Annotated in this window: 26 protein-coding genes; 8 read left to right on the forward strand and 18 right to left on the reverse strand. The window is 72.5% G+C overall.

The window, feature by feature from the left end; all coding sequences use genetic code 11:
* Position 1 precedes the first annotated feature (1 nt).
* The 6 genes from ACYVD5_RS03895 to ACYVD5_RS03920 all read left to right on the forward strand — a co-directional run bounded on the left by ACYVD5_RS03895 (position 2) and on the right by ACYVD5_RS03920 (position 7239).
* Complete coding sequence (locus tag ACYVD5_RS03895) at positions 2–1261, forward strand: glucarate dehydratase family protein (RefSeq protein WP_460999493.1); 1260 nt, start codon at positions 2–4, stop codon at positions 1259–1261.
* Complete coding sequence (locus ACYVD5_RS03900; RefSeq protein WP_460999494.1) at positions 1258–2448, forward strand: hypothetical protein; 1191 nt, start codon at positions 1258–1260, stop codon at positions 2446–2448. The genes ACYVD5_RS03895 and ACYVD5_RS03900 overlap by 4 nt, the downstream gene beginning before the upstream one ends.
* Before the next feature lie 3 nt (positions 2449–2451).
* Positions 2452–3162 (forward strand): TRAP transporter small permease, encoded by a 711-nt coding sequence (locus ACYVD5_RS03905; protein WP_460999495.1) that lies wholly within the window; start codon positions 2452–2454, stop codon positions 3160–3162.
* Positions 3152–4450, forward strand: a complete 1299-nt coding sequence (locus tag ACYVD5_RS03910; RefSeq protein WP_460999496.1) for a TRAP transporter large permease — start codon at positions 3152–3154, stop codon at positions 4448–4450. The genes ACYVD5_RS03905 and ACYVD5_RS03910 overlap by 11 nt, the downstream gene beginning before the upstream one ends.
* Before the next feature lie 44 nt (positions 4451–4494).
* Complete coding sequence (locus ACYVD5_RS03915) at positions 4495–5502, forward strand: TRAP transporter substrate-binding protein (protein WP_460999497.1); 1008 nt, start codon at positions 4495–4497, stop codon at positions 5500–5502.
* A gap of 561 nt (positions 5503–6063) precedes the next feature.
* Complete coding sequence (locus tag ACYVD5_RS03920; RefSeq protein WP_460999498.1) at positions 6064–7239, forward strand: L-talarate/galactarate dehydratase; 1176 nt, start codon at positions 6064–6066, stop codon at positions 7237–7239.
* A 90-nt stretch (positions 7240–7329) separates the two neighbouring features.
* Here the strand turns inward: ACYVD5_RS03920 and ACYVD5_RS03925 are convergent, their stop codons facing one another.
* The 12 genes from ACYVD5_RS03925 to ACYVD5_RS03980 all read right to left on the reverse strand — a co-directional run bounded on the left by ACYVD5_RS03925 (position 7330) and on the right by ACYVD5_RS03980 (position 18363).
* On the reverse strand, positions 7330–8229 hold the full coding sequence (locus ACYVD5_RS03925) for an alpha/beta hydrolase (RefSeq protein ID WP_460999499.1): 900 nt from the start codon (positions 8227–8229) through the stop codon (positions 7330–7332).
* On the reverse strand, positions 8226–8975 hold the full coding sequence (locus ACYVD5_RS03930) for a beta/alpha barrel domain-containing protein (protein WP_460999500.1): 750 nt from the start codon (positions 8973–8975) through the stop codon (positions 8226–8228). Before ACYVD5_RS03930 ends, ACYVD5_RS03925 begins: the two co-directional genes overlap by 4 nt.
* Complete coding sequence (locus tag ACYVD5_RS03935; RefSeq protein WP_460999501.1) at positions 8975–9724, reverse strand: N-(5'-phosphoribosyl)anthranilate isomerase; 750 nt, start codon at positions 9722–9724, stop codon at positions 8975–8977. Before ACYVD5_RS03935 ends, ACYVD5_RS03930 begins: the two co-directional genes overlap by 1 nt.
* Positions 9721–10872 (reverse strand): acyl-CoA dehydrogenase family protein, encoded by a 1152-nt coding sequence (locus tag ACYVD5_RS03940; protein WP_460999502.1) that lies wholly within the window; start codon positions 10870–10872, stop codon positions 9721–9723. The genes ACYVD5_RS03935 and ACYVD5_RS03940 overlap by 4 nt, the downstream gene beginning before the upstream one ends.
* Positions 10873–10885: 13 nt before the next feature.
* Positions 10886–11260, reverse strand: coding sequence for an ectoine synthase (locus tag ACYVD5_RS03945; protein WP_460999503.1), 375 nt, complete (start codon positions 11258–11260; stop codon positions 10886–10888).
* 90 nt (positions 11261–11350) lie between these two features.
* On the reverse strand, positions 11351–12190 hold the full coding sequence (trpA, locus tag ACYVD5_RS03950) for a tryptophan synthase subunit alpha (protein ID WP_460999504.1): 840 nt from the start codon (positions 12188–12190) through the stop codon (positions 11351–11353).
* Entirely contained in the window at positions 12183–13253 is a 1071-nt protein-coding gene (locus ACYVD5_RS03955) for a hypothetical protein (protein WP_460999505.1), read from the reverse strand. Before ACYVD5_RS03955 ends, trpA begins: the two co-directional genes overlap by 8 nt.
* A gap of 2 nt (positions 13254–13255) precedes the next feature.
* Positions 13256–13519 (reverse strand): acyl carrier protein, encoded by a 264-nt coding sequence (locus ACYVD5_RS03960; protein ID WP_460999506.1) that lies wholly within the window; start codon positions 13517–13519, stop codon positions 13256–13258.
* The gene (locus ACYVD5_RS03965; protein ID WP_460999507.1) at positions 13516–15039 is read right to left on the reverse strand and encodes an AMP-binding protein; all 1524 of its coding nucleotides are present in this window, start codon (positions 15037–15039) and stop codon (positions 13516–13518) included. Before ACYVD5_RS03965 ends, ACYVD5_RS03960 begins: the two co-directional genes overlap by 4 nt.
* The gene (locus ACYVD5_RS03970) at positions 15032–15940 is read right to left on the reverse strand and encodes a MaoC family dehydratase (protein WP_460999508.1); all 909 of its coding nucleotides are present in this window, start codon (positions 15938–15940) and stop codon (positions 15032–15034) included. Before ACYVD5_RS03970 ends, ACYVD5_RS03965 begins: the two co-directional genes overlap by 8 nt.
* Positions 15937–17172 (reverse strand): beta-ketoacyl-[acyl-carrier-protein] synthase family protein, encoded by a 1236-nt coding sequence (locus ACYVD5_RS03975; protein ID WP_460999509.1) that lies wholly within the window; start codon positions 17170–17172, stop codon positions 15937–15939. The genes ACYVD5_RS03970 and ACYVD5_RS03975 overlap by 4 nt, the downstream gene beginning before the upstream one ends.
* A gap of 75 nt (positions 17173–17247) precedes the next feature.
* Entirely contained in the window at positions 17248–18363 is a 1116-nt protein-coding gene (locus ACYVD5_RS03980; protein WP_460999510.1) for an aminotransferase class I/II-fold pyridoxal phosphate-dependent enzyme, read from the reverse strand.
* Positions 18364–19043: 680 nt separating this feature from the next.
* Here ACYVD5_RS03980 and ACYVD5_RS03985 point away from each other — a divergent pair.
* The gene (locus ACYVD5_RS03985) at positions 19044–19802 is read left to right on the forward strand and encodes an AfsR/SARP family transcriptional regulator (RefSeq protein WP_460999511.1); all 759 of its coding nucleotides are present in this window, start codon (positions 19044–19046) and stop codon (positions 19800–19802) included.
* 126 nt (positions 19803–19928) lie between these two features.
* On the opposite strand, the gene ACYVD5_RS03990 is transcribed toward ACYVD5_RS03985, so the two are convergent.
* From ACYVD5_RS03990 to ACYVD5_RS04000, 3 genes are all read right to left on the reverse strand, one after another.
* On the reverse strand, positions 19929–20504 hold the full coding sequence (locus ACYVD5_RS03990; protein ID WP_460999512.1) for an anthrone oxygenase family protein: 576 nt from the start codon (positions 20502–20504) through the stop codon (positions 19929–19931).
* Between the two features lie 82 nt (positions 20505–20586).
* Entirely contained in the window at positions 20587–21420 is an 834-nt protein-coding gene (locus tag ACYVD5_RS03995; RefSeq protein WP_460999513.1) for an NmrA family NAD(P)-binding protein, read from the reverse strand.
* 81 nt (positions 21421–21501) lie between these two features.
* Positions 21502–22014 (reverse strand): anthrone oxygenase family protein, encoded by a 513-nt coding sequence (locus tag ACYVD5_RS04000; protein WP_460999514.1) that lies wholly within the window; start codon positions 22012–22014, stop codon positions 21502–21504.
* Between the two features lie 286 nt (positions 22015–22300).
* Between ACYVD5_RS04000 and ACYVD5_RS04005 the strand changes: the two genes are divergently transcribed.
* Entirely contained in the window at positions 22301–23299 is a 999-nt protein-coding gene (locus ACYVD5_RS04005) for an AraC family transcriptional regulator (protein WP_460999515.1), read from the forward strand.
* Here ACYVD5_RS04005 and ACYVD5_RS04010 read toward each other — a convergent pair.
* The 3 genes from ACYVD5_RS04010 to ACYVD5_RS04020 are packed head-to-tail and all read right to left on the reverse strand — an operon-like array spanning position 23289 to position 25410.
* A complete protein-coding gene (locus tag ACYVD5_RS04010) occupies positions 23289–23972 on the reverse strand; it encodes a 4'-phosphopantetheinyl transferase family protein (RefSeq protein WP_460999516.1) in 684 nt (227 codons plus the stop codon). The two genes, ACYVD5_RS04005 and ACYVD5_RS04010, sit on opposite strands and share 11 nt — an antisense overlap.
* Positions 23969–24910 (reverse strand): alpha/beta fold hydrolase, encoded by a 942-nt coding sequence (locus ACYVD5_RS04015; protein ID WP_460999517.1) that lies wholly within the window; start codon positions 24908–24910, stop codon positions 23969–23971. The genes ACYVD5_RS04010 and ACYVD5_RS04015 overlap by 4 nt, the downstream gene beginning before the upstream one ends.
* Positions 24910–25410, reverse strand: coding sequence for an SRPBCC family protein (locus tag ACYVD5_RS04020; protein WP_460999518.1), 501 nt, complete (start codon positions 25408–25410; stop codon positions 24910–24912). The genes ACYVD5_RS04015 and ACYVD5_RS04020 overlap by 1 nt, the downstream gene beginning before the upstream one ends.
* Positions 25411–25412: the final 2 nt, after the last annotated feature.

Below are 25412 nucleotides of genomic sequence, written 5' to 3' on the forward strand. Positions count from 1 at the left end.
CATGCGAATCAGCGGCATCACCGTGACCCCGGTGGCCTTCCGCGACCCGCCGCTGCTCAACGCCACCGGCGTACACGAGCCGTGGGCACTGCGGGGCATCGTGGAAATCGCCACCGACGACGGTCTCACCGGGCTCGGCGAGACCTACGGCGACGAAGCGCACCTGGCAATGGTGCGTGCCGCCGCCGACGCGCTACTGGGCAGCGACCCCTACGACCTCCACCGCATCGGCACCCTGGTCGCCGAATGCGTGGGCTCGGCGGTCGTCACCCACCAGCACGGCCTCACCGGCGCGGGCAGCAACCAGAAGACCGCCGACGGCGTGTTCTCCGCCTTCGAGGTCGCCTGCCTGGACATCCAAGGCAAGGCGGCCGGCCGCCCCGTCGTCGACCTGCTGGGCGGTCCGGTGCGTTCGGCGGTGCCCTACAGCGCCTACCTGTTCTACAAGTGGGACGCCCACCCCGGCGAGCCGGCCGACCGCTTCGGTGCGGCCCTGGACCCCGACGGGATCGTCGCCCAGGCGCGCCACCTCATCACCGAATACGGGTTCGGTTCCATCAAGCTCAAGGGCGGGGTGTTCCCCCCGGACGAGGAGATCGCGGCCGTACGCGCCCTTGCCGAGGCGTTCCCCGGCATGCCGCTGCGGCTGGACCCCAACGCGGCCTGGACCCCGGAGACCTCGGTGCGCGTCGCCACCGAACTCGCCGGGGTGCTGGAGTACCTGGAGGACCCCACCTCCGGAATCGACGGCATGGCCGAGGTCGCGGCCCGGTCCCCCATGCCCCTGGCGACCAACATGTGCGTGGTCACCCCCGACCACCTGCCGCCGGCCATCGCCCAGGGCGCGATCGGCGTCCTGCTCATCGACCACCACTACTGGGGCGGGCTGCAGCGCGCCACCCGGATGGCCGCCCTGTGCCGGACCTTCGGCATCGAGCTGTCCATGCACTCCAACTCCCACCTCGGCATCAGCCTGGCGGCCATGACCCACCTGGCCGCGGCCGTGCCCGGCGTCAACCACGCCTGCGACACCCACACGCCGTGGCAGGCCGGCCAAGACGTCGTCGCCCCCGGCGCGCTGCACTTCGCCGACGGCGCGGTCGCAGTGCCCAAAAAACCGGGGCTGGGTGTGGAACTGGACCGCGACGCGCTGGCGGCAATGCACGAGCAGTACGAGCGCTGCGGGATCACCCGGCGCGACGACACCACCTACATGCGGCGTTTCCATCCCGACTACCAGCCGAAGACGAGGTTCTGGTGAATACCGTCTACGCCTATCCCTGGGACGTGGTCGGCGACCCCGGCGCCCCCGAACGCCTGGCCGGCCTCGGTGCCGGGGCGGTCGCGGTCGCGGCGTCCTACCACACCGCCCGGGCCGCCACTCCCCTCCACCCCGGCCACCGGTTCGTCGACGCCCGGCACGCGGCCAGCTACGTGCCCGTCGATCCCGAGGCGTGGCGGGGCAGCACGCTGGTGCCCGGCCGCCCGGACTGGGTCGAGGGCGACAACTCCTTTGCCGCGGCCGGCACTGCCCTGCGCGCCGCCGGCCTGACCGTGCCCGCGTGGGTGGTGCTGACCCACAACTCGCTGCTCGGCGCGGCCCACCCGGAGTTGACCGTGCGCAACGCCTTCGGCGAGCGCTACGAGTACGCCCTGTGCCCCGCAGCCGCCGAGGTCCGCGACTACTGCACGCGGTTGGTGGCCCAGGTGATCAGCCTCGGCGAACCCGACGCGCTCATCCTGGAGGCCTGCGGGCCGCTCGGTGCCCGCCACGGCGGCCACCACGAAAAGACCGAGGGCGCCGAGTACACCCCGGTCCAGCTCGACCTGCTGTCCCTGTGCTGCTGCGCCGCCTGCGACGGGCGCTACCGCGACGCCGGGATCGATCCGGACGAACTGGCCGGCCGGGTGCGCGCAGGGGTCGACTCGTCCGAGCCGCCGCCCTCGGTGGAGGATGCGCTCGGTCCGCTGGCCCAGGCCGTGCGCGCGGTGCGCACCGGACTCGCCGCCGAACTGCGCACGCTCCTGCTGGAGCGGGCCCGCGATCTGCGGCCGGGCATCCGCGTCACCCTGCACGCCTCGGCCGACCCGTGGGCGACAGGCCCGTTCGCCACCGTGGCCGGCGGCCCGCACGACCCGGGCGGCCCCGCCGCTCCTGCGGCCGACTGCCTGGTGGGCACCTGCTGGACCCCCGACGAGGACGCCGCCGCCGGGCTGGGTGCACTGGCCGCCCAGGCGGAGCCGGCGGGCGCGGGGGTGGGAGCCTACGTGCTCGCCCTGCCGCCGCGGCCGGCGGACGCCGCCGACCTGGAGCGGCGCCTGGACCTGTACGCCGCCGCTGGGGCCACCGAGTTCCACATGTACCACGGCGGCCTGGCTTCGGCCCGGCGCCTGTCGCAGGTCCGCAGCGCCCTTGCCGAGCGCGCCGCACCCGCAGGGGGTCGATAACCGATGCCGCCCAAGTTCCAGTCGATCGCGCGCGCAGTCCTGCGCGCGGTCGACCGCGCAACCGACACGCTGGCGCTCACAGCGCTGGCCGCGGTGGTGCTGGTGATCACCTGGCAGGTGTTCGGCCGCTACGTACTGCAGGCCAGCCCGCGCTGGGGGTCGGAAGTGGCGCTCATCCTGCTGGCCTGGGTGGGGTTCCTGGGTATCGCCATCGGCCTGCGGGAGCACACCCACATCGGCGTCACCTTCATCACCGACCGGCTCCCGCGGCGGCTGCGGGCCGCGGCGGAGCTGCTGACGCCGCTGGCGTTCCTGGTCTTCGCCCTCTACCTGGTGTTCCAGGGCTGGCAGTTCACCATGTCCACCTGGGGTACCAGCCTTCCGGCCACCGGCCTGCCGTCCTCGGTGCAGTACGCGGTCATGCCGGTGACCGGCGTGCTGGCCGCTGTGTACAGCGTGCTGCAGCTCGTCGGAATCGACACCCGCCGCGACACGCGCCCGACCGGTGACCAGGACGGCGCGCAGGACATCGCCGCGACGCCCGGTAGCGACGCGGTCCCCATCTCCGGAGAAGGCCTGACCGCCGGCCCGATCGGTCCGGCCGAACCTGCGGAAACTCCGGACACCGGGCGGGCTCCGGGCTCCGGCAAGGCGCCGGATACCGGCAAGACCGCTCCCGACCCCGCCCCCGAGGAGGACGACAATGATCGGTGACCCCATGGCCGTCGCCATCCTTGTCGGGGTGTTCGTCGCCGCCCTGGTGCTGCGCGTCCCGATCGCCCTGGGGCTGGCGCTGTCCGCGCTGTCCGCTGCGCTGTACCTGCAGATCCCACTGCAGGTGGTGGGCCAGCAGATCGTCAACTCGCTGCTGACCTTCCCGCTGCTGGCGATCCCCTTCTTCGTGCTCGCCGGCGAGATCATGGGAGCCGGCGGGATCTCCAGGCGGCTGATCGATCTGGCGAACCTGATGATCGGGCGGCTGCGCGGCGGTATGGCCATGCTCAACGTCATGGCCAGCACCTTCTTCGGCGGCATCTCCGGGTCGGCGGTGGCCGACACGTCCTCGATCGGTTCGATCATGGTGCCGGTGATGAAGCGGACCGGCTACGACGCCCGCTTCTCCGTCGGCGTCACCGTGTCCAGCTCGATCCAGGGCGTGCTGATCCCGCCGAGCCACAACATGATCCTCTATGCGCTGGCCGCGGGCGGCAGCGTATCGGTCGGTTCGCTGTTCCTCGCCGGAGTCCTGCCGGGCCTGCTGCTCGCGCTCACGCTGCTGGCGCTCACCTACTACCTGTCCTGGCGCCGCAAGTACCCCAAGGGCGAACGCATTCCCATGCGCGACTGGCCCGGGGTGATCTGGCAGGGCCTGCTGGGCCTGTTCACCCCGGTGATCATCATCGGCGGCGTGATGACCGGCGTGTTCACCGCGACGGAGTCCGCGGCCATCGCGTGCGTGTGGGCGCTGTTCGTGGCGCTGGTGGTCTACCGCGAGCTGACCCCGCGCGGCCTGATCGGGGTCCTCAACCGGGCCACGCGCACGCTGTCGTCAGTGCTGTTCCTGATCGCCTCGGCCGGGGCGTTCGGTTACCTGATGACCCAGCTCCGCATCCCCATGGCGCTGACCCAGGCATTGACCAGCGTGTCCGAAAACCCGATCGTGGTGCTGCTGCTCATCAACGTGATGCTGCTTGCGCTCGGCACCGTGATGGACATGGCCCCGCTCATCCTGATCACCACCCCCATCCTGCTACCGGTCGCGACCAGCGTGGGCATGGACCCCATCCAGTTCGGCGTCATGCTCATGCTCAACCTCGGTCTCGGCCTGATCACGCCCCCGGTCGGCGGTGTGCTGTTCGTCGGCGCCGCGGTCGGCGACATCCGGATGGAGGACGCCACCCGCGGTGTCCTCCCGTTCTACGTGCCGATGCTCGTGACCCTGCTGGGCATCACGTTCATCCCCGCTCTCTCGCTCTGGCTGCCGACGTTGCTCGGCGTCTAGCGGTTGGTACGCACCCTCCCCCACCAAGGAAAGAGGAACCCCCCATGCTGCTGAAGCCAACACGACCTCTACTTGCCCTCGCCTCACTGGGCATGGTCGGCGCCCTCGCCCTCACCGGTTGCAGCGGTGGCGGCGGCGAGGGCGGCGACACCCTCCAGTGGTCGCTGGGCGAAACCCACCCGGAGCAGTACCCGACCACCCAGGCCGACATCTGGTTCGCCGACCACGTCCGCGAACAGACCAACGGCCGCATCGACATCAGCGTCCGGCACTCCGCCCAGCTGGGCGAGGAACGCGATGTCCTGGAGCAGGTACAGATGGGCGCCGCCGAGATGACCCGGGTCAGCACCGGGCCGGTGTCGGAGTTCGTTCCCGAGTTCGGGGTGTTCTCCATGCCCTACGTCTTCGACGACGAGGAACACCTCTGGCGGTTCCTTGAGGGCGACTACGCCCAGGGCATGCTGGACGACCTGCGCGATAGCGGCTATGTGGGGCTCGCCTACTACGAGGCCGGTGCCCGCAACTTCTACACCGTCGACAAACCCATCAAGTCCCCCGAGGACCTGGAGGGCCAGAACATCCGCGTCATTGAGGGAACCGTCAACGCCGACATGGTCGAGGCAATGGGCGGGTCGCCGGTGACCATGGACTACGGCGAGGTTTACAGCTCGCTGGAGACCGGTGTCCTGGACGGTGCGGAGAACAACGAGCCCAGCTACGTCAGCAGCGGCCACTTCGAGCTGGCCAAGCACTTCACCAGGGACGCCCACCAGCGCATCCCCGAGGTGCTGCTGATCAACGCCGACCTGTTCGACTCCCTCAGCGAAGAGGACCAGCAACTGCTGCGCGATGTGGCCCAGGACTCCATCGCCGAGCAGCGCAAGCTGTGGGACCAGGAGGTCGAGAAGTCCATCAAGGAGATGGAGGACGCCGGGATCAAGATCCACGACGTGGACACCTCGGAATTCCAGGACTCGGTGTCGGGCCTGCTGGACGAAGCCCGCGAGGGCGAGTACAGCGAGGTCATGGGCGCCATCGACGACGCCCGCTAGGGCTTGTTTGGTGGGTCCGTCCGTAGCGAGCGGCGCACTCGTGTGTGGCCCGCGCCGGATGCGCGGAGCGCTGTGGTGCGCGGGGTGCTGCGTTAGGGCCGCCCCTACTCGGCGGGCTTCGCCATTTTCGCCGAGCGGGGGCCCGTGCCGCTCTCGCAAGGCCGAGGAGGGAGCCTCCCCTACTGTGCGGGCTCCGCAAGCTCCGCAAAATCGCACAGCGGGGGCCCAGGTGGTTCCCCTGTCGACCGTCCCTAACGGGCGGCTTCGCCATTTTGCCCGTCAGGGGCCCAGAGAACGCCGCGAGAGTGAGAATCCCTACCCGAGACGGCCGCGCAGTAGGGCAGCGACCCACCAAACACGCCCTAAGAGCGGCCGAGCCGGCTCCGGCGCACGCGCCGCGGCCGGCGGGGCGGGAGCGGCGCAGGGCCGCGATCACCGGGCCCTGCGCCGCTCCCGCCGCCGGCCCCGCCGGCCCGGGGCGGGCCTCCCGCCTCCCCCAACCCCGCGTTCCCTTCCCCCTTATCGCCCTTGTCCTCCTCGTCGCGAAGGAGACTCCGCACGATGTCCACCAGCACCTCCGCCCACTCCGCACTGGTTGCCGCCGGTCCCGCCACGGTCGACCGCATCACCGGGGTGCGGCTGTCCTCGGTGACCCTGCCGCTGGACACCCCGATCAGCGACGCCAAGGTCCTCACCGGCCGGCAGCGTCCGATGACCGAAGTGGCGATGCTGTTCTGCGAGATCTCCACCGAGTCGGGGGCCGAGGGGGTGGGCTTCAGCTACTCCAAGCGGGCCGGCGGGCCGGGCCAGTTCGCCCACGCCAAGGAGATCGCCCCCGCCCTGCTGGGCGAGGACCCCAGCGACATCGCCAAGATCTGGGAGAAACTCGCCTGGGCCGGCGCGTCGGTCGGCCGCGGCGGGCTCGCGGTCCAGGCCATCGCCGCCTTCGACATCGCCCTGTGGGACCTCAAGGCCAAGCGGGCCGGGCTGCCGCTGGCCAAACTGCTCGGCGCCCACCGCGACTCGGTGCGCTGCTACAACACCTCCGGCGGGTTCCTGAACGCGCCGCTGGAAGAGGTTCTGGAGAAGTCGCGTGCGGCGGTGGAATCCGGGATCGGGGGCATCAAGCTCAAGGTCGGCCACCCCGACAGCGCCGTGGACATCGCCCGCGTGCGCGCGGTGCGCGAGCACCTGGGTGCCGGCACGCCCATCATGGTCGACGCCAACCAGCAGTGGGACCGCGCCACCGCGCGGCGGATGTGCCGCGTCCTGGAGGAATTCGACCTCGTGTGGATCGAGGAACCGCTGGACGCCCAGGACTTCGCGGGCCACGCCGCCCTGGCCGCCGCCTGCTCCACCCCCATCGCCACCGGCGAAATGCTGACCAGCGTCGCCGAACACGCCGAGTTGATCCGCACCGGCGGCGCGGACATCGTCCAGCCCGACGCACCCCGTGTCGGCGGGATCACGCGGTTCCTCAAGGTGATGGCAATGGCCGACCAGCAAGGGCTGGAGCTGGCGCCGCACTTCGCCATGGAAATCCACATCCACCTGGCCGCGGCGTTCCAGCGCGAGCCGTGGGTCGAGCACTTCGAATGGCTCAACCCTCTGTTCAACGAGCACTTGGAGATCGCAGGCGGCCGCATGCACCTCTCCGCCCGCCCCGGCCTCGGAGTCACCATCAGCGACCAGGCCCGCGCTTGGACGGTCGACAGCACGGAGGTAGGGGCGGCCTGAGCCGCCCGTGCCCGCCTGCTGCCCGGCGGCGGCCCCGGTCGGCCGCCGGGCAGCGGCACGCGCCCGAGGTCCGGGCGGTCCGCCGCCGCATCATGCGCACGTTTCAAAGAACTCCAGGGCACGCAGGTGGTAGGCGCGCGCACTCCAGCCGAGGCTGATGTTGTGTCCGGCGTCGCGCTGGTGGTGGACCTCCGCCCGGGGTGCGGCGGTGAGCGCCCCGGTCAGTTCGGCCAGGTCACTCGCTGCCAGCCGCCACCACGCCTCGTGGTCGGCAAAGGTGAACCGCACCGGTACCGCCACCCGCGGGGCGATGCGGCGGTACTGGTGCGGCCACAAGGACCATTCGCCGTCCTCCCTGGGCGGAGTAGGGGCAAGCAGGCTGCGGGCCTGCTGGAACGTTCCCGGCGGGTAGAGCCGCAGCGGCCCCCAGTTCAGCCGCGGCGCCCCGGCACCCAGGGACGAGGGCAGGCCGCGGGCCGCGTCGGAGTACTCGACCGCGCACCCGGAGATGTCCAGTGCGCGGATCAGGCCCGCGGAGTCGTCGGCGGCGAGCTGCAGAGCGAGCTTGCCGCCGTGCGAATGCGCGAGCACATTGAAGCCGGATACCGCGCCGGCGGCCGCGGCAAAGGAACGCAGTCCCGCGTGCACGGTCGCCGACTGCTCGCTCACCGTCTGGCCCTGGGGCAGTTGGCGGGCCGATTCGCCGTATCCGGGACGGTCCAGGGCGAGGACGGTGTGCCCGCGGGAAACCGCCAGGTCCAGCAGCGAGAGATCGGGGTGGGCCCGGCCGTGGAAGTAGTCGGCCCGCATGGCGCGGCCGTGGACCGCCACGATGACCGGTCGCGGGGCGCCGCCGGACCGGGGAGGCTGTGCGGGCTCTTCGGGCTGTGCAGGCCGGGCCAGCAGGCCCGACAGGGTGCCGGAACCCGTATCGAGCCGGACGCGGTGGATGCCGGTGCCGGCCGGCAGCGTTGGCGGTGGTGCGTTCACTGGCGCCCGCCGAGCGGGGCCGGCGTTGCCGGATCCGCGGCGGGCGGCGCGCTGGGCGGGGCGCCCGTGCGGGCCGCGGCGCGCAGCCACCCCTCGGGGTCGCCATCGCGCAGCAGCGCCGTTCCCACCAGCAGCCCGGCGAACCCGGCGTCCAGCAGCCGGGCGCCCACGTGCGGGTCGCCGATGGCGCTGGCGCTGACCGGGCAGCGGGTGCCCGCCTCCAGCAGCGCGGGCAGCAGCGCGAGGCTGCGGCCGGTGTCGCCGGCGCCGCGTTCGCGGTGCTGGATGTCCTTGTTGTTGACCGCGATCACGCACTCGCCGGCGCGCGGTACCGCGGCCGCCTGCTCCGCCGCGGTCACTTCGACGAACGGGGTCATGCCGCTGTCCAGGCAGGCGGCGACCAGCGCCTGCAGCGCCTCCCAGGGCAGCAGCTCGGCCGTGATCAACACCGCCGCCGCACCGTTGTCCCGGGCCTGCCCGATCTGGTCGCGCCTGGTGATGAAGTCCTTCTGCAGCACCGGTAGCCGCGTCAGGCCGGCGATCTCGCGCAGCAGCAGCGCATCGCCGCCGAACCACGATCCGGTGACCACCGAGAGGCACGGTGCGCCGGCCCGCTCGTAGGCGGCGACGATGTCGGCCGGCCCGCGGCCGGCGAAGAGGTCGGCGCCGTGGGGGTCCCGGCGCTTGATCTCGGCGATCACCGGCCGGTCCGCCCCAAGCAGGGCGTCGATGAAGCCGTTGGCCATCAGCTGCGCTCCTTTCGCGGCCCGTGCCCGGTCTGCCAGGCGCGGGAGAGTTCGGCGACCACTGTTTCGGACAACCGCCCGGCGGTGTCGCGGGCCCCGGTGTCGACGTCCACTCCGGCGAACAGCGGGTGGTCGGCGACCTGCCCGTACTCCGCTCGGCGGCGCGCGGTGATTCCGCCGGCCAGCAGGAACGGTCCCGGCAGGCGGGCGGCGATACCGAGCACGCGGTCTTGGTCCAGGGCCCTGCCGGTACTGCCGATCCGGCCGCCGGCGGTCGCGGTATCGAGCAGGAACAGGTCGGTGCCCGCGCGGGTGTAGGCGCCGGCCATCCGCAGTTCGAGGCAGTCGCCGTCTTCGTCCACGTGCAGCACCTTGATGAGCACGGCGTCGGGTACCGCCTCGCGCACGCTGCGCACCACGGCCGGAAGCTGGTAGGCGTGCAGCTGCAACCAGCGCACGCCGGTGCCCGCGGCCGCTGCCGCCAGCACCCCCGGGTCGTTGGCGAAGGTGACCAGCACCGGTTCCACGCCGCCGGAGCGGGCGCCGGCCGCCAGTTCGGCCACCGTGTGCTCCGGCAGGTCCGCGCGGCCGCCGGGGATCCGGTGCCAGAGCCCCACGAGGTCCGCCCCGCCGGCCGCCAGCGCTGCGACCTCTTGGGCGGTGACGGCGCCGCATGCTTTGAGCAGCCGCCCCGCCCGGCCGCCGGGCAGGGCGGGCGGGCCGGGCGGGGCGGGGCGCTGCGCGCTCACGGGTCCAGTCCCAGCGCCGCGGCGATGCGGTTGTAGTGGATGTCGCTCGTGCCCGAGTAGACGGTCCCGCCCACGGCGTTGCGGACCTCCTGTTCCAGGCCCTGCTCGACCATGTAACCGTGGCCGCCGTACAGGTTGACGGCCGCCAGGCTGCCGGCCAGGTTCGCTTCGCTGGTGACGAGCTTGGTCGCGGCCAGATCGACCGTGACGTCGCGGCCCGCCGCGAGGCGTTCCCCGGTGCCGAAGATCCACTTGCGGGCGGTCTCGACGCGGATCCGCATGTCGGCGATCCGGTTGGTGACCGACTGGTAGGAGCCGATCGCCTTACCGAAGGCGTGCCGGTGCTTGGCGTAGTCCAGGCAACGCTGCAACCGGTGGCCCATCTCGCCGGCGTGCACGGCGGCGGTGAAGAGGATCTCGCGTTTCATCACCTGGTCCATGACCAGGAATCCGCCGCCGACCCGGCCCAGCACCCGGTCCCGGCCGACCTGGACGCCGTCCAGGGACAGCTCGGCCATCGGCGAGGTGCGTAGGCCCATCTTCTCGGCCGGCGGCCCGCACTCCACGCCCGGCGTGTCCTTGTCCACCAGGAACGCCGTTGTCCCCAGCGGGCCTCCGTCGGGGTGGGTGCGCGCGTAGACGACGAACACGTCGGCGATCGGGGCGTTGGTGACGAACAGTTTGCTGCCGTGCAGGACGAATCCGTCTCCGTCGCCCTGCCGCTCGGCACGGGTGCTCATCGCCAACGCGTCTGATCCGCTCTCCGACTCGGTGATGGCGTGGGCCCCGATCAGCTCGCCCGAGCAGATGCCGGGCAGGTACCGCTCCCGCTGTCCGGCGGTGCCGAACAGGTCCAGGGGGACCCCGGTGCTGGCCATCGTGGTGGTGGCGCAGAAGCTCAGTCCGGAGTCGCGGCAGTGCTCGCCCAGTCCCTCCAGCACGTACAGGACCTCCGGCAGCGACCGGTCCAGCCCGCCCCACCGTTCAGGAAACGGCAGTCCGAGCAGCCCGCTGCGCTGCAGCATCCGCCATTTCGGCCAGGGGAACTCGCCGGCCCGGTCTGCCTCGATGTGGCCGGCGCTGAGGTCGTCGCCCCAGTCGGCCAGCCCCTTGCGCAGTGCCACCGCGTCGGTGGTCGCCTCGAACACGTCCGGTAGCACCTCAGTACGCCGAGGCGAGGGAGTCGTCGAGCCGGTGCGCCTCGTCGCCCTGCAGCGCCGGGGCGAAGACGCATACCAGCCGCATGTCGGTGTGGTCGTCGGCCGCCAGGAAGTGGGGGTCGTGCCGGTCGAGTGCGTACATCCGCCCGGGGCGGATCGGATGGATCGTGCCGTCGAGCTCGATGACGGCCCCCGACCCCTCGATGCAGTAGCAGGCCTCGATGTGGTTGCGGTACTCCAGGCGGGACTTGGTTCCGGCGCGGACGAGGGTGTCGGTGAGGCTGTAGCCCACACCGTCCTGCTGGAGCAGGAAGCGCCGGCTCACCCCGTTGCCCCAGTCGACGGTCTTCACGTTCTCCAGATCCCGGATGATCATGTGCACTCCCTGAGTCGGTAGGTGGCCCTGCAGGGCCGGTGCGGTCGGTGGTGCGGGCTTGGTCGGGTGCAGCGGGGTTGCGTGGCCGGTTCAGCCGGCCTGGCCGGCTTGGTGGAAGTCGCGGGTGGCCGGCGGGCGGCACTCGCCCACGAACTCGTGGAGCCGGGCGACGGGGTCGGCCCCGTCCAGCCGGGCCTGCTCGATCCGGGTCACACTCGCCGAACCGATGACGGCGGCGTCGGCCCCCGATGCGGCCACGGCCGCCACGTCCTCCGCGGTGCGGACCCCGAACCCGAGGGCGATCGGGGCCGGCGTGCTCTGCCGCAGCCGCGCGACCGTGCCCGCCAGCGCAGCGTGCCCGCCGACCGGGCCGGTGCCGCTGCGCCCGTAACGGGCGACGAGGTACAGGTAACCGGTGGCGTTGGCGGCCGCCTCGGCCGCCACCTCCGGACGCGACTGCGCATAGCAGGTCGTGACGATCGGGACCCGGCGCTGGTGCGCCGCCCCGTAGTACTCCTCGCGCATCCGCGGCGGCACGGCATGGGCCAGGAGCGCGTCCGCACCGGACTCGGCGACACCGCCGAGCGCCGCGTCGAGACCGCGCGGCCGGATCGAGTGGCTCCAGTCGGCCAGCAGCGCGATCCGCAGCCGCGCCAGGTGCGGCCGCATCCGCGCGACGAACCCGAGCGCGGCGTCGAAGTCCGTACCGCGTTCGAGGGCGCGGTGCGCCGAGCGCTGCACCACCGGCCCATCGGTGACCGAGTCCGGGAACGGCACCGCCAGCTCCAGGCACTCGACCCCTGCCTCGTCCAGCATGAGGACGATGTCCGAGAGCACGTCCAGCGGCGGGTCGCCCGCGTTCAGGAACACGGCCAGCCCCGGTGTTCGGCCCGGGGTGCCGTCCGGGCCGCCGGCGAAGAACTCAGCCATGCCGGCCCCCGCTTCGCTGCAGGGGGCGGGACGTGTCCGGCCGCCGGCGCAGCCGCTCCAGCACCTCCAGGGCGGCGCCGCCGGCGACCGCGTCTCTGGCGGAGTCCAGGCCTTGGTGCCAGTCGGCGGCCGTGCCCGCCGCCACCGCCATGGCAGCGGCGTTGAGGCAGACGGTGTCGGTGGCCGCGGCGCCGGCGCGGCCGCCCAGCACGTCGTGGAAGTGGTCCACGGCACCCTCCGGGTCGGGCGGCGCGAGGTCCTCGATGCTCCCGCGCTCGGGCAGCAGTTCACCGCGGCGCAGCCGCATCTCGGAGCCGCCGCCCCCGGCCGGGCCGGAGCGGTTGGTGTAAACGGTGTTGTCGCAGAAGCCGAGCAGCTCGTCGGCGCCGAGGCCGTTGGTGCACAGCCAGATCAGCCGGTCGTCGGCGCTTTCCGCCAACCGGCGGAGTTCCGGCAGCGGCATGGCGGCCGAGACCCCGGTGACCTGGGCGGCGACCGGCAGGTCGGCCAGGAACGGGCCGACGGCGTTGAGGAAGCGCCCGAAGGGCCGCAGCGCCACCGGTGCCATCGACCGCGCCAGTCCGGTCAGCTCCGCCGGGTAGACGAACGGCCCGGCGAAGGCGATGCCGTCGCGGTCCACCGCATCGGCGGTCTCCGCCGACGAGCCGGTCAACCGGATCCCCAGCCGTTCCAGCAGGTCGACCGAGCCGAGCCGGCTGGTGTAGGCGCGCGACCCCGTCTTGACGACGCGGGCGCCCATTGCCGCCGCCACGAACGCGGCCGCGGTGGAGACGTTGAACGTCGCCGGACCGCCGCCGGTTCCGACGGTGTTGACGGTCCCGGGCCAGCGCCGCCCGGCGGAGGCCGGCGCCGGCCCGGAGAACGAGTCGAGCAGTGCGCGCAGGGTTGCGGCGTCGGGGAGCCGCGTGGCGAGGGAGCCCAGCAGCGCGGCCGTTTCGGCCCGGTCCAGTTCGCCCGCGCCGAGCCGGCCCCACAGCGTCCGCCAGTCCGCGGCCCGGGTCACCGGGCGCCGGTTCAGCAGGTCGGTGATCACCTCGTGCATGGTCAGTTCTCCGCCGCTTCGGCGGCGCGCATCCGTGCGATGAAGTCGTCGATGGCGGTGACGGTGCGGAAGTTGTCCGGGTTCAGTTCGGTGTCGCCGACCCGCAGGTCGAAGGTGTTCTCGACCCAGGCGATCAGTTTGAGGGTGCCGACGCTGTCGATGACGCTGTCGGTGATCAGGTCGTGGTCGTCGGCGAGGTCGCCCGGGCTCAGGTCGGGCAGGAACTCGGTTATGACGAACTTGCGGATGGCGTCTGCGTGGCTCATTGCGGTGTTCCTTTCGCGGTTGGGTCGTTTCCGGTTTCCGGGCGGCGGCCGGAGCCGTCGGCCGGAGCCTCCAGGGCACCGCGGTCGACCTTGCCGGTCGCGGTCTTGGCCAGCGGCTCGTCGCAGATCCGCACGACCGACGGCACCGCCGCCCGCGGCAGGTTGCGGGACAGGTACCCGCGCAGGGTGAGGCTGTTCAGGCCCGACCCGGGCGCGCGCCGGATCGCCGAGACCAGGCGGCGGCCGGCCACCGGGTCGCCTGCGGCGGCGACCCCCGCTTCCAGCACATCGGGGTGTGCCAGCAGCACCCGCTCCACTTCCGCCGTGTTGACGGCGGTCCCCCGGATCTTGACCTGGAAGTCGGCGCGGCCGGTGAGCCGCAGTGCGCCTGCGGCGCCGCGCTCCACCAGGTCGCCGGTGCGGTACCAGCAGCGGTCGTCGCGCCCCAGCGGATGGGCGGTGAACCGCTCGGCGCGTTTCGCCGGGTCGAGGTACCCGGGAGACTGGAACGGGGTGCGCACGTAGAGTTCGCCCGCTCCGGCCGCATCGACCTCGCGTCCCTGTTCGTCGAGGACCAGCGCCTCCGCGCCGGGTAGCGGGGTCCCGATCGGCAGCGGTCCCCGTCCCGCTTTCGCCTCGGCGGCCGGCACCTCGTAGCTGAAACTGTCGTTGGTTTCGGTGCAGCCGTAGATGTTGTACAGCCGGGCCGCGGGCAGCAGCCCGGGCATCGCGGCGAGTGTGCGTTCGGGCATGGCGTCGCCGGTGAACAGCGCGTGCCGCACCGACGGCGCATCGGTGCCCGCCGCGGCGGCCGCGTCGGCGAGCAGCCCGTAGGCCATGGGCACCGCCTGCACGACCTGCACGCCGTGTCCCACCACGAGGTCGAGCAGGTGCCTGCCGTTCATCGCCTGGTCGGGGTCGACCAGCACGACCGGTGCGCCGCGGGCCAACGCCGCCCACACGTCGAGCAGGCACAGGTCGAAGTTGAGCGGTGCGTAGTTGAGCACCGGGGTACCGGGGCCGATGCCGAACGCCGGAGCCGCCCACGCGATGAAGCGGTCCACGGCCGCGGCCTCCAGCGGCACGATCTTGGGCAGGCCGGTGGATCCCGATGTGGTGAGCATGACGGCCGTTTCCGCCGGCGGTGTCCGCGGGGTCCCGCCCCCTGCCGGCAGCGGCCGCTCGGGTGCCCCCTCGGGGGTGAGGATGTGCCAGCAGCCCGCTTGGGCGGCAAGGTCGGCCAGTTGGGCATCGGCCAGGGCGGTCGAGGGCAGCAGAACGGGGCGGCGCAGCAGCAGGCAGGCCAGCACCAGCGCCACCGCTTCCGGCGACTTGCCGGCCAGGACCGCGACCGGTTCCTCCGTCCGGCCCAGGCGGGTGATCCGGTCGCGTTCGCGGCACGCCTGGGCGTGGAGTTCGCTGTAGGTGACCTGTGTTCCGTTCCAGAGCAGCGCCGGAGCCTGCGGTCGCCGCCGCACCTGTTCGAGGATCCCGGCGACCGGATCGCGGTGGTCAGGCATCGGCTTCGCGCTCCGCTGCGCCGCGGGGGCCGGCGAGCTCCACCCGGCCGCCCTTGATCGCCAGGCCCGCGGCGGTCCGGCAGGAGAAGCCGATGACGCGGGCGCCGGCATCGGGCTGCAGGGTGGTCTCCACCGGCTCGCCGGCCTCGACGGGCGCCGAGAAGCGCGCGCCGATCGACAGCACCCGTGCGGGCGAGCCGCCGGCGAAGCGGTCGACGATCTCTTCGCAGACCAGGCCGGCCACGCCCATGCCGTGCGCGATGACCGTGCCGAATCCGGCGGCGCGCGCCGCCGCGGGGTCCAGGTGGATGGGGTTGCGGTCGTCGGCGGCCTCGGCGTAGCGCGCGATCCACTCCGCGCTGAGGCTGTGGGTCAGCACGGCGGCCTCGCCGGGGTCGCCCCGCACGGGCGCCGCCGGCCGCGGGACCTCGCCGAAGGCCTCCAGGGAGGTGCCGGACAGCAGTACCGTGCTCACCAGTTCGCCGACGGGGCCGCCCCCTTGGGCGCCTTCTCCGTCCTCGCCGCCTTCGCCGCTTAACGTGATGGCCACGGCGACGGTGCTGCCGCGTGGTTGGGTGCGCACGCCCAGCACCTGCAGAGCGGTACCGATCCGCTCGTGGGGGCGGGGTAGCCGCCGGATCCGGATCTCCTGGCTCAGGTGGACGACGTGCGGCGGCTCGCCGCCGTTCTCGGCCATGCGGCGCACGGCGGACTCGGCGACCGGGTGGGCGAGCACGAACGGGTAGATGGCCGAGGGTTCCGGTGCGGCCGCCGGTGCCGGCTCGGCCCGGAGCGCGGCGCGGTGGCGGGCCATCTGCCGCGGGTCGGCGGTGCGGTGGGTGGCGGGTCCGGGGTCGATCGGCATCGGGGTGTCCTCGATCGCGGGGCGGGGCGCGGTCATGCGGGCGTCACCACCAGGGCGGCGTTGTGCCCGCCGAATCCGAAGGAGTTGGTCAGGGCGGGGCCCGAGGGCACCGGGCGCGGTGCGCCGTGCACGACGTCGATGTCCAGGCCCGGCTCCGTGTGCTCGTGGTTGGCGGTGGGGGGGACCTCGCAGCGCACCATGGCCTGCACGGCCGCGATGAGCTCCACGGCACCGCCGGCGCCGATCAGGTGCCCCAGGACGCCCTTGGGTGCGGTGACCGGCGGAGGGGCGGCGCCGAACACGGTGTGCAGCGCTGCGGCCTCGGTCCGGTCGTTGTGCGGGGTGGAGGTGCCGTGCGCGTTGACGTGCACGATGTCGGACGGCGCCAGGCCCGCGTCGGCGATGGCGCCCGCCATGGCCCCGGCCGCTCCGCTGCCGTCGGGCCGCGGCATGGACAGGTGGTAGGCGTCGGAGGTCGCGCCGTATCCGGCGATTTCGGCGTAGGGGGCGGCTCCGCGCGCACGGGCGTCCGCGCTGCGCTCCAGTACGACGAACCCGGCGCCCTCGCCCATGACGAACCCGTCGCGGTCGGTGTCGAAGGGCCGCGACGCCCGGTCGGGGCGGTCGGCGCGTTTGGAGACGGCGTTGAGGTTGGCGAACGCCGCGAGGGTCACGGGGGTCAGGGTGCATTCGCAGCCGCCCGCCAGCACCGCGTCGGCCCGCCCCGTCTGCAGGAGCAGCAGTGCGTGGCCGATCGCGTCGGCGCCGCTGGAGCAGGTCGTCGCGATGGTCGTGGCAGGGCCCTGCCACCCGAGGTCCATGGCGATCCGGGCGGCGGCGGCGTTGGGCATGGTCATCAGCGGCATCAGCGGGTTGACCCGCCCGGCGCCCTGTTCGGCGAAGTTGCGGCTTTCGCGGTCGCTGGTGGTGCGGCCGCCGACGGCGTTGCCGACGACGATCGCGCTGCGGCCGGGGTCGGGTGCGGGGCTGCCGGCGTCGCGGTGGGCCGCCAACGCGGCCGTGGTGCCGTAGAGCGTGAACGGGTCGAGCCTGCGGGCGTCCTTGGCCGAGATCTCACGGGCCTGGCCCAACCCGCGCACCGGGCAGCCGAAGTGCAGCCGGTCCTGGGCGAGGTCGGGCGCCGTGAGCACCGTGGCGGTGGATTCTCCGGCCCGTAGGCCGGCCCACAGTTCGCCGGGGCTGCAGCCGGCGGGCGTGACCACGCCCAAGCCGGTGATCGCGACGTGTGGTCTGGATGGTCTGCGCATCGGAACTCGCGTCCACTCCAACGGTGCCTCAGCGGGCGGTTTCTCGGGCAGGTGCGGTCTCGGGCGGCCGGCGCCTCAGGCGGGCGGTACCGCGGCGGCGCGGGCGGCCTTGATGAACGCCTCGGCGGCGAAGTCGATGTCGGCCTTGCTGTGCCGGGCGGTGACCGCGATCCGCAGCCGCGCGAGGTCATTGGGCACGGCCGGAGTGACCACCGGAAGCGCGATGACGCCCTCGTGGCGGCAGGCCGTCGCGAAGTCGTAGGCGGTCTCGTCGCTGCCCGCGATCAGCGGGATCACCGCGGTCTCGCTCGCCGCGGTGCGCAGGCCGGCGTCGTGGAGCAGACCGCGCAGCCGCGCCGACTCGCTCTGGGTGCGGGCGACCCGTTCGGGCTCGGCGCGCAGAATCCGCAGGGCTTCCAGCGCGGCTGCCGCCTGCGCGGGAGCGAGGGCGGCGGAGAACAGGAAGGGGCGCGCCGCGTACTTCAGGTGCTGGATGAGGGCGCGGTCTCCCGCGACCCACCCGCCCATCGACGGGATCGCCTTGGACAGGGTGCCCAGCTTCACGTCGACGCGGACCTCGCCGTTGAAGTGCTCCTCGATGCCGCCGCCTGTGGCGCCGATGACACCGAGTGCGTGGGCCTCGTCGACCATCAGCAGCGCGCCGTATTCGTCGCAGACCCGCCGCAACTCGGGAAGCGGCGCGATGTCGCCGTCCATGGAGTAGACGCTGTCGACGATGACCAACCGCAACCCGCGGGTCGTCGAGGCGGCCAGCCGCCGCGCCAGGTGCTCGGTGTCGTTGTGGCGGAAGCGGGTCACCTCCGCGCCGCTCAGCCGGCAGCCGTCGACGATGCTGGCGTGGTCGTACTTGTCGATGAACACGGTGTCGCCGGATCCGACCAGGCCGCCCACTGTGCCAACGTTGGCCGCGTAGCCGGAGCCGAAGGCCAGCGCGGACTCGCGTCCGGCGAATCGGGCGATCTCCTCCTCCAGCTCGTGGTGCAGGGGGATGGTGCCGGCCAGCGCGCGGACGCCGTGGTTGCCCGTCCCGTACTTGCCGAGCGCGGACTTGGCTGCGGCGACCACCCGTTCGTCGCCGGCCAGGCCGAGGTAGCCGTATCCGGACATCATCAGCAGCCGCGAGCCCTCGACTTCGGCATATGCCGTATCCCGTTCAACTACATACGGCATGAAACTGTTGCGCCGGTCGGGCTCGGATTCCAGTGACCGGACGCGCCGCTCCGTAGCAGCCAATCTTTCTTGCAGTACACCCCAGGCGGCCGATGACGGGGTCACACGCGTCTCCTTCATTGATGGTTGGGCGGATCCCGCGGGCTTTGTCGGCGGGTCTCCGGCGCGGAAATATTTCTACTGAACCGCACGCAAGACCGGCGCAACAGAAGAGCGTTGGAAGTTCGTATCGGAGACGCGCAAGAGAAGCGCAACATGAGGACCAGGTAAAAAGATTCCGCATGGCATATGGCGCCGAACAAACGAACGACCGACCCGTGCCGCAACACCTGTTTTTCACCCCCTAAAACAAACCGAGAGTGAATGCAGCGGTTCGAAGCGTGACGGTTAATACCGGCTGCGACAAGGCACGACGGGCCCGCTGACCCTGGGGGAGGCCGGTTATCCAGGTTATTTCCCAGGTCCGCTTCCGGTCTTCCTTAACTCTTGACACGCGAGCCGATAAATATCACGATCTTCACTTGGTGAGCGGTGTGAAGGTAGGCTCTATGTAAGGGGTAAGCATGAGCACAGCAGACTTGCAAATCAGCCTCACCGGACTCGTGAAAATTGAAAAAACGGGCGGGTCCACTCGCAGTTTGACGAGTCCGCAGGCTCAGGTGGCGTTCGCACGAATTGTTATGGAACGGTCCCAGGGGACCAATCGCGAGCAACTCGCCGACACGGTCTGGCCGGAAGGCCTGCCCAACACTTGGCCCTCGGCGCTACGCAGCATTGTGAGCCGCGTGCGCGGTTTCCTGGCCGGCGCCGCTTCCGAGGAGGCGGCGGGTTCGCTGACCTCCCAGGGCGGCTGCTACTTCCTGCGGCTGCCCGCCGGCGCCCGCATCGACCTCGAACACGCGGAAGCGGCGGTGACCAAGGCGGCCGAGGCGTTCGCCCTGGAGGACCACCGCGCGGCGTGCCGGTTCGCCGAAAGCGCGGCCGCCGGCCTGGAAGGGGGATTCCTCTCCGCCCACGACGGCGACTGGGTCATCGGCGTGCGCGAGCGGGTCGACGCACTGCGGCTGGCAGCCCTGGAGCTGGCGAGTCTGGCGTCCTCGGCGCTGCACGACAGGTACCGCGCCCTGCGCTACGCCAACACGGCGATCCGCCACGCGCCGTTCCGCGAAAGCGCGCACCGCTGCCGGATCGCCGCGCTGGCCTCCGCCGGCAACCGGGCCGAGGCTCTCAGCGCCTACCACGAGCTGCGGCAACTCCTTGCCGAACAGCTCGGCGTCGATCCGGCGCCGGAGGTCCAGCGCATGTACATCGACCTGCTCCGTTCGGAAGAGGACGGTCCGCCAAGCCCGGAACAGGGCCGGATCCGGCTCCGCGGGTTCGACGGTACCGGCGGGCTCGGCCACCTCGCCCCGCACGCCTCGCGTACTCAGCACGTCTGAACCCGCCTTCCCTGTTGCGGCGCGCGCCCGCCCGGCGAGACCGCTCCGCCGCCACCGCCTGCGGCCCTGGCCGTGCGGACCTCCGCACGGCCAGGGCCGGTCCCGGCACCGTTTCCGGTTACCCCTTTACCGTCCCTTGGGTCCGCCCGGCCGGCCGTGCCGGAGCAGGGCACCGGCCAGCAGCCCCAGAGCGGCCGTGCAGTTGGCGGTCCTGGCCGCGTTGGCCAGGCGCCACGGTCCCTCGAAGGCGGTGCGCACCGCGTGGAGGTCGGCGATCTCCCCGGGGTTGCCCGCCCGGGCCAGTGCGTTGTTGAGCGGGATGTTGACCCCGGCGGTGACCACCAGCATCCCCGCGTAGCACACGAGCGCCCCCCATACCCACAGGGCGGTGCGGTGGCGGCCGAGCCGGTGCTGCAGCACGGCCGCCACCCCGGTCGCGAGGAAGGCACCGAGGAACACCAGCCCGAACAGGCCGTTCTCGATCTCCCGGTTGATGTGCTGCATGACGCGGACGAACTCCGGGTCGCCGGCTTTGGCCAGCCCCGGCATGACGCCCACGTCGAAGGCGAAGAACAGGCCCGCCATGAGCCCGGTCCCCACTGCGGCTCCCGCGAGAACGGCGCCGGCCGCAGTGCCTCCCGCGTTCCCCTTGGGCCCGACCCCGGCTGCTGCGATCCGGTCGGTGCCCGCCTCGATCCCCATCTTGCGCCCCTCTTGGTATTCCGCCCGTATCGGTGCCCTCCGCACGCGGCGGGCACCGGCCAAGTCCGCCGCAGCGGCCGGTTCAGGGGTTCCAGACCCCGGTGGCCGCAGCAGCGGCCGCGAACTCGCGGAAGTCGCGCGGCTTGCGCCCCAGCGCCCGCTCGACCCCGTCGGTGAGGTGGGCGTTGCGCCCGTCCAGCACCATCTCGAACAGGTCGGCGAATTCCTCGGGCAGACCGTTCTCACGCAGGACCGCGCGAAACTCGTCGCTGGAAACCGGGACGTAGCGGATGTCGCGCCCGGTTGCCGTGGAAAGCTCCTGCGCGATCTCGGCGAAGCTCAGCAGCCGGGGACCGGACAGCTCGTAGACCTGGCCCGCGTGGCCGGGCTCGCTCAGCGCGGCGGCGGCCACGTCGGCGATGTCCTCGGCGTCGACGAACGGCTCGACGGCGTCTGCCGTGGGCAGCGCCAGCTCACCGCTGAGGACCGGGTCCAGGAAGAAGCTCTCGTTGAAGTTCTGGTTGAACCAGCTGCAGCGGACGATGGTCCACTCGGCGCCGGCCTCCTGCACCGCCTTCTCCGCGGCCACGGCGCCGTCCTCGCCCCGGCCCGACATCAGGACCAGGCGCTGGGCGCCCTTCGAGACCGCCAGCTGCGCGAACCGGCCGACGGTCTCGGCGGCGCCCGGGAAGGCGAGGTCGGGCTGGAAGCAGATGTACACGCCGCCGACACCTTCCAGTGCGGCGTCCCAGGTGGCGGAGTCCTCCCAGGAGAACGGCGGCTGCGCGGAGCGCGAGCCGTTGCGCACGGCCCGGCCGCGCTGGGTGAGCCGCTCGGCGACCCGGCGCCCGGTCTTGCCGGTGCCGCCGGTCACCAGCGTTGGCATGGTCTGTGCTGTGCTTTCCTGTGTGGTCATGGTTCAAGTCAATCCCGGCGCAGGCCGGCGAACCATAGCCCTGAAGCGCGCACGCATATGCGAGCGTCTACGGTCCCTGACTCAGAGTGCCGCTCCTGTGCCCGCCTCCACCGCCAGCGCCCACACCAGGCAGCACACCGACGCGAGCGACAGCAGCGTGCGGACGTTGTTCCACCGGGTCCACGGCCCCTCGAACCGGCGCCGCGCGGCCGCGAGGCCGGCCGCGGAGCCGCCCGATCCCGCCCCGGCCAATTCGTTGTTCATCCGGATGTTGAATATCCGGGTAACGGCGATCATCGCCAGATTGAACACGAGAGCGGCGGCCACCGGAACAAGTACCCGGCGGTCGCCGCCGGAGAGGCCCAGTACCACGGTGGCCGCCGTGGCAAGCGGTGCGCCCAGGAAGACGATGAGGAACCAGCCGTTCAGAATCGCGGTGTTGACCCGCTGCATCACCTCGACAAATACCGCGTCGGGTGTGCGGCGCAATGCGGGCATGACCGCGCAGGAGAACGCGAAGAAGAGTCCCGCGACCATTCCGGCCGCCACCGCCGCAGCGGACAGCGACAACTGCGCAAGTTCCATGCAAACCATCCCGTCGATGTTAAGGAGATGTTCGTGTCCGCCGCCTCGCACCGGCCGGTCCGCGCGTGCATCCCGGTGCGGACGCTCTTCCGCGGGGGATTTCCGGGCCGCCGGCGCGCCGGTGCGGATGCGGATACCGATACCCGATGCAGATACCGGTACCGATACCGGCACCGCGGTTACCGATCCGGCACAGGAGAATATCGGATAGGCCGAATATGAAGAAGGCTCGTACTTTCCGTTTCCATCGCCTGGCCGGGGTGGAAAATCACCGGCTGCGGCCTATTATTGAACCATGGACGCGCTCACAGCTCTGTTGGAGAGCCCGAAGGCACGCGGGGCGTTCCTGCTCCGGTCGGTGTTCACGCCGCCGTGGTCGCTGCGGGTCGAGGACCGGGCGCCGGTCTCGGTCGTCACCATGGTGCACGGCGGCGCCTGCATCATCCCGGCCCAGGGCCCGCCGACACCGCTGCACCCGGGCGACGTTGCCGTGATCCGCGGGCCGCGGCCCTACACGATCGCCGACTCCCCCGCCACACCGGTGCAGGTCACCGTCGATCCCGAACAGCGCTGCACGTCCTCGGCCGGCCAGGACGTCACCGAGTACATGTCCCTGGGCATCCGCACCTGGGGCGACGACATCCACGACGGCGCCTCGGTCATGCTCAGCGGCACCTACCAGGCGCCCAGCGAAATCGGCCGGCGGCTGCTGACCACGATGCCCGAACTGCTCGTGCAGGAGTCCGGTGCCACCGACACCGCCCTGGTGTCGCTGCTCGCCGCCGAAATCAACCGCGAGAAATTCGGCCAGCAGCTCGTGCTGGACCGGCTGCTGGACCTGCTGCTGGTCAACGTGCTGCGCGACTGGCTGTCCTCCGACACCAACACCGCACCCGCCTGGTACCGGGCGCAGAGCGATCCCGTCGTCGGCCCGGCGCTGCGGCTGGTCCACGAGAACCCCTCGCACGCCTGGACCGTGGCGGCGCTGGCCGCCAAAGTCGGCATTTCCCGGGCGGGATTCGCGCGGCGGTTCACCTCGCTCGTGGGCCAACCGCCCATGGCCTACCTCACCAGTTGGCGCCTGACCCTGGCCGCCGACCTGCTGCACGAACCCGACACCACCGTCGACTCCGTGTCCCGCCGCGTCGGCTACAGCAGCGCGTTCGCCTTGAGCGCGGCGTTCAAGCGCGAACACGGCCTGAGCCCGCAGGAGTACCGCACCCGCGGGCAGGTCGCACCGCCGCCGCCGCAGACCCACAGCAGCGAACCCTCCCCGGTACTGCTCAACCGCTGAACCCGGCCGCCGCCCACGGCGCCCCCTCGCCCGCGGGCTCCAGCACCGCGGTCAGCAGCAGCCCCGACCGCACCAGCCAGCACCCGGAGTACTCCGGCGCGCCGCCGGAGCCGCCGCCCTCGGGCGCGCGGGCGGTGAACGTGCCGCCCGGCTCAAGGTCCACCGCGATCTCGCGCAAGGCCGACCAGCGCCGGGCGCGCGGGTACCACGCCTTGTAGACCGCCTCTTTCGCGCTGAACAGCAGCCGGTCCCAGTACGCCGCCTCCCCCGCCGCGTCGAGGGCCGCCAAAGCCGTTCGCTCCTGCGGACCGGCCACCAGCGACCGGACGCCTTCGGGCAGCGGCAAGGCGGGTTCGGCATCGATGCCGATCGCCGCCGCCTCACCGGCGGGGGCCACGACGGCTGCCAAGTAGCCGTCGCAGTGGGTGATGCTGCCGACCACGCCCTGCGGCCACTCCGGCGCGCCGCCCGGCCCCGGGAGCAGGGGGGCGGGCGGCACCCCCAGCCGGCCCAGCGCGCGGCGGGCGCACGCCCGCCCGGTGGCGAACTGGCGGCGCCGCCGCGGCACCCGGCCTGCCATGAGCGCGGCCTCCTGCGGAAACAGGGCGACCGCGGTGGAACCGCCGAATGCCTCGGCGGCCGCGCAGCCCGCCGGCAGCAGCTCCTCGATCACCCGGCCGCCTGGCGGTCACCGCCGCGGACCCTGCGGGCGACCGCGCCGACGGCCTCGACCACGGCGGTCGGCGCCTCCAGCGGCAGCATGTGGCCGGCCCCGGCGATCTGCTCGAACCCGGCCCCGGGTATCGCTTCGGCCACCGCCCGGCCCAGCAGCGGCGCAACGGTCCGGTCCGCGGTGCCGGCCAGTACCGCCGCCGGCACCTGGACCGACGCCAGCGCCGCACGCATGTCCATGCCGCGCGAGCACCGGAAGCATGCCGCGCGCACCTGGGCCGGGGTCGATGCGAACATCTGCCGGTGGACCTCCAGCAGGCGGGGGTCGGGGCGCTTGCCCATGGTCCCCGCGAGGAGCCTGCGGCCCAGCGCCGGCCGTGCCAGCGCTCGGGAGAACAGCGGGCTGCCCATCATGCGGACCTCGCCCTCGGCGGTGTCCTGGCCGTGGGCGGCCGTGCTCACCAGCACGAGGCCGCCCACCCGCTCGCCCGGGGCCCGGGCCGGTCCCGCCGCCTCCTGTGCCGCGGTGCCCGAGGCGTGGGCGAGGGCGGCGAAGCCGCCGCCGGAATGCCCGACGACGACCGCCTGTTCGGCGCCGACGGCCTCCAGTACCGCGGCCAGGTCCCGGCCGAGCCGGTCGACGGCGATCGGCGCTGTGCCCATCCGGGACGCGCCGTGCCCGCGCTGGTCATAGAACACGACGCGGTGGCCGCTGCGGATGAGGCGGTCGGCGACCGTGCCCCAGACGCGGCGGCCGGCTGCCCAGCCGTGGCTGAGCACCGCGGTCGAAGCCTCGCCCGCGGCGGCCGCGAAGGCGCTGCCGCCGGGCACCGGTTCCAGGACGGTGACGGCAAGCCGCGCACCGTCGTCGGTGACGACCGTGCTTTCGCCCGCCGCGGCCTGTGCACCGCGGTCGGGTTCCGCGGCCGTCCGGGACATCAGCCGAGTTCCTTTCCAGCCGCCGCACGGCTCGCGCCGCCCACCAGACCCGCGAGCGAGGCAAAGGCCGCCTGCGTGCCGGCCGAATGCTCCCGGTCGAGCGGGGCGACGCCGGAGAGCAGCCGCAGCCAGCCGTGCGGCCGCCCCTGGAAGTGCATTGCCAACCGCGTGCGGCCGCCTCCGTCGAGGGGGGTCAGCCGGAACACGCTCGTTCCGCGGAACACCCCGGAGACGTACTCGACCTCCAGTAGGCGGGCGGGCTCCACCGCACATGTGCGCGCGAGGAACCGCAGCTTGAGTCCGCCGCGGTCGACCCCGCGCGTGTGGACGGTGACCTCGACCTCGCCGCCCACCTCGTCGGGTGCGCCGGAACGCAGGACGTAGGTGTTGTGCGGCACCCACCAGGCTGCGGCGCCGCGGAACTCGGAGATCAGCGCTTCCCACACCGCGGCGGGAGGCGCGTCGATCACCGCCTCGTCGATGCGGTCGTAGTTCTTCATTG

The organism is Streptomonospora sediminis, assembly GCF_054778995.1.